The organism is Puniceispirillum sp. (SeqCode) (genome assembly GCF_965657105.1).
Taxonomy (GTDB): Bacteria; Pseudomonadota; Alphaproteobacteria; order Puniceispirillales; family Puniceispirillaceae; genus Puniceispirillum.
The window spans coordinates 1-2247 of the sequence record NZ_CBFHNB010000114.1 but is presented as its reverse complement, the minus strand read 5'-3'; the positions used below and the strand labels follow the sequence as shown (position 1 = coordinate 2247).

At 51.2% G+C, this 2247-nt stretch carries 4 protein-coding genes and 1 pseudogene; all 5 read left to right on the top strand.

Annotated features, from left to right (window positions below):
- Window position 1: 1 nt before the first annotated feature.
- Complete coding sequence (rpsJ, locus tag ACTF7Q_RS10605; protein ID WP_438997801.1) at window positions 2-283, top strand: 30S ribosomal protein S10; 282 nt, start codon at window positions 2-4, stop codon at window positions 281-283.
- Between the two features lie 15 nt (window positions 284-298).
- Window positions 299-1129: a 50S ribosomal protein L3 gene (gene rplC / locus ACTF7Q_RS10600; RefSeq protein WP_438997800.1), complete on the top strand. Its 831-nt coding sequence runs from the start codon at window positions 299-301 to the stop codon at window positions 1127-1129.
- 4 nt (window positions 1130-1133) lie between these two features.
- Window positions 1134-1751 (top strand): 50S ribosomal protein L4, encoded by a 618-nt coding sequence (gene rplD, locus ACTF7Q_RS10595; protein ID WP_438997799.1) that lies wholly within the window; start codon window positions 1134-1136, stop codon window positions 1749-1751.
- Window positions 1748-2074 carry a 50S ribosomal protein L23 gene (locus ACTF7Q_RS10590; RefSeq protein ID WP_438997798.1) on the top strand — a complete coding sequence of 109 codons (327 nt, stop codon included), beginning with the start codon at window positions 1748-1750 and terminating at the stop codon, window positions 2072-2074. Before rplD ends, ACTF7Q_RS10590 begins: the two co-directional genes overlap by 4 nt.
- Window positions 2075-2077: 3 nt before the next feature.
- A pseudogene (rplB, locus tag ACTF7Q_RS10585) lies at window positions 2078-2247 on the top strand (50S ribosomal protein L2); the annotation flags it as partial.

The following is a 2247-nucleotide window of genomic DNA, read 5'->3' as shown; positions in this document are numbered from 1 at the left end:
GTTGAAAGCTTTTGACCACCGTATTCTTGACCAGTCCACGGCCGAAATCGTGAATACTGCTAAGCGTACAGGTGCGGAAGTTCGCGGGCCAATTCCGTTGCCGACGAATTTGCGTCGGATGACAGTCCTGCGTTCGCCTCACATTGATAAGAAAAGTCGTGAACAGTTTGAAATGCGTACGCATAAGCGACTGCTCGATATTGTTGACCCGACACCGCAAACCGTTGACGCGCTTATGAAGCTCGATCTGGCGGCGGGTGTCGATGTTGAGATTAAGCTCTAGGGAAGGGGCAGAATTATGCGTAGCGGCATTATCGCACGTAAATTGGGAATGACCCGTGTCTTCAACGAAGCTGGCCATCATGTGCCTGTGACGGTTCTGAAGATGGACGATGTTCAGGTTGTTTCAGTGCGCAACAAGGAAGTTGATGGTTATACTGCGGTTCAGCTTGGGGCAGGCATGGCGAAAGCCAAAAACGTCTCCAAGCCAATGCGTGGTCACTTTGCCAAGGCAAATGTGTTACCAAAGTCAAAGCTTGTCGAGTTTCGTGTCAGTGATGATGCGGTTCTTGATGTGGGCGCGACATTGGTGCCAAGCCATTTTGTAGCTGGTCAGAAAGTTGACGTTGTCGGCACCACCCAGGGAAAGGGTTTTGCAGGCGCGATGAAGCGGCATAATTTTGCCGGTTTGCGGGCTTCGCATGGTGTATCGATCTCGCATCGTTCGCATGGTTCTACCGGTCAGTGTCAGGATCCAGGCAAAGTCTTTAAAGGCAAGAAAATGGCGGGCCATATGGGTGCAGTTCGCAACACAACCCAGAATCTTGAGGTTGTTGCGGTTGATGATGAAGAAGGTGTTGTATTGATTTGCGGTGCTGTTCCTGGTCCGAAGAATGGCTGGGTACTGATCAGCGACGCGATCAAGGCAAAGCCGTTTGATGGTGTGCCATTCCCGGCAGGATTGCTGAGCGATGCGCCAGCTGCCCCAACCGAAGCCGAAGAGGTTGTCCCTGCTGCTGATGCCCCATCCGAGGCTGATGTCTCTGCACAGGACGCCGCTCCAGCCGTAGACACAGCTGTTGAAGCACCTGCTGAATCATCTGCGGATGCTGAAGCCGAGAAGGAATAGCAAGATGAAGTTGAATGTGAAAACACTTGATAACAAAGCTGCTGGTGATATCACCGTGGACGATACTGTATTTGCAGTGGCTCCGCGTGCTGACTTGCTAGCCCGCGTTGTTAAATGGCAGTTGGCAAAGCGCCGCACTGGTTCACACAAGGTCAAGAGCCGGTCAGAAGTGGCCCGCACAACAGCCAAGATGTTCCGTCAAAAGGGCACGGGTCGTGCGCGTCATGGTGCTGCTTCGGTAGTTCAGTTCCGTGGTGGTGGTGTTGTGCATGGTCCGGTCGTTCGCGATCATGGTCATTCCTTGCCAAAGAAGGTACGTCGTGCTGGTCTGCGTTCAGCTTTGTCTAGTAAGGCATCAGAAGGCAAGCTAATCGTTCTGGATAAGCTGGTCAGCAAGGGTAAAACCGCTGCATTACGCGCACAATTGTCAAAGTTGGGTGCTGAAAATGCACTTATCATTGGCGGTGAAGAGTTGGATGCCGGTTTTGTAAATGCTGCGAGTAACATCCCGCTTGTCGATGTGTTGCCGCAGCAAGGCATCAATGTGTATGACATTCTGCGTCGTGACGTTCTTATTCTTTCGAAAGACGCAGCGGCCCATCTTGAGGAGCGCTTGAAATGAGTATCCGTGCACGTAAACCCGAAAAAGTGACGTTGAGCCGTGCGGCTGCCTATGACACTATTTTGCGCCCAATCATCACAGAAAAGGCAACAAAGGCCAGCGAAAATGGTCAGGTGACATTTGCGGTGCCATTGACGGCAACGAAGCCGGAAATCAAGGCAGCAGTTGAAATGTTGTTTGACGTCAATGTAACCGCGGTAAATACAATTCTGCTTAAAGGCAAAAGCAAGATGTTCAAAGGCCGTCCGGGTCGCCGCTCAGACATGAAAAAGGCAATGGTAACATTGGCCGAGGGTCAGAATATTGACCTGATGGGAGTCTAGACAATGGCTTTGAAGAAGTTTAATCCAACCACACCTAGCCAGCGGAACCTTGTTCTGGTCGATAAGTCTGACCTTTACAAAGGCAAACCGGTGAAAAAGCTGACTGTTGGTTTGTCAAAGACAGGTGGCCGTAATAATTCGGGTCATGTGACGTCTTGGCAAAAAGGTGGCGG